This window comes from Paraburkholderia sp. SIMBA_053 (genome assembly GCF_046534895.1).
In the GTDB taxonomy this organism is placed as follows: domain Bacteria; phylum Pseudomonadota; class Gammaproteobacteria; order Burkholderiales; family Burkholderiaceae; genus Paraburkholderia; species Paraburkholderia caledonica.
In genome coordinates, this window is sequence record NZ_JAWRXU010001778.1 from 1 (window position 1) to 234 (window position 234).

A 234-nucleotide genomic window follows, 5' to 3' on the forward strand; every position below is an offset into this window, starting at 1 on the left:
GTGTACATCTTTGTCGCCGCGATCTGCGCGGAGCCCAGCATCGCACTCATTGCACTGAACTTCACGTCGGACAAGCCAATGCGTGCGCGTGGCTGAATCGCGGCCGTGCCGCGCTGCAGATCGAGATAGGCGGCCCGGATTGCGTCCGAAGCCGAGCGTACGTCGAGTCGTGCCGCGATCTGTTCGTTGGTGAAGATCTTCATTGCAGCGGCTCCAGCGTCGTGCTTTCCACCG

General features: G+C 62.0%; 1 pseudogene. It reads right to left on the bottom strand.

What is annotated here, in order from left to right:
* Positions 1–203 (bottom strand): annotated as a pseudogene (locus SB753_RS41640) (ornithine cyclodeaminase family protein); the annotation flags it as partial.
* Positions 204–234: the final 31 nt, after the last annotated feature.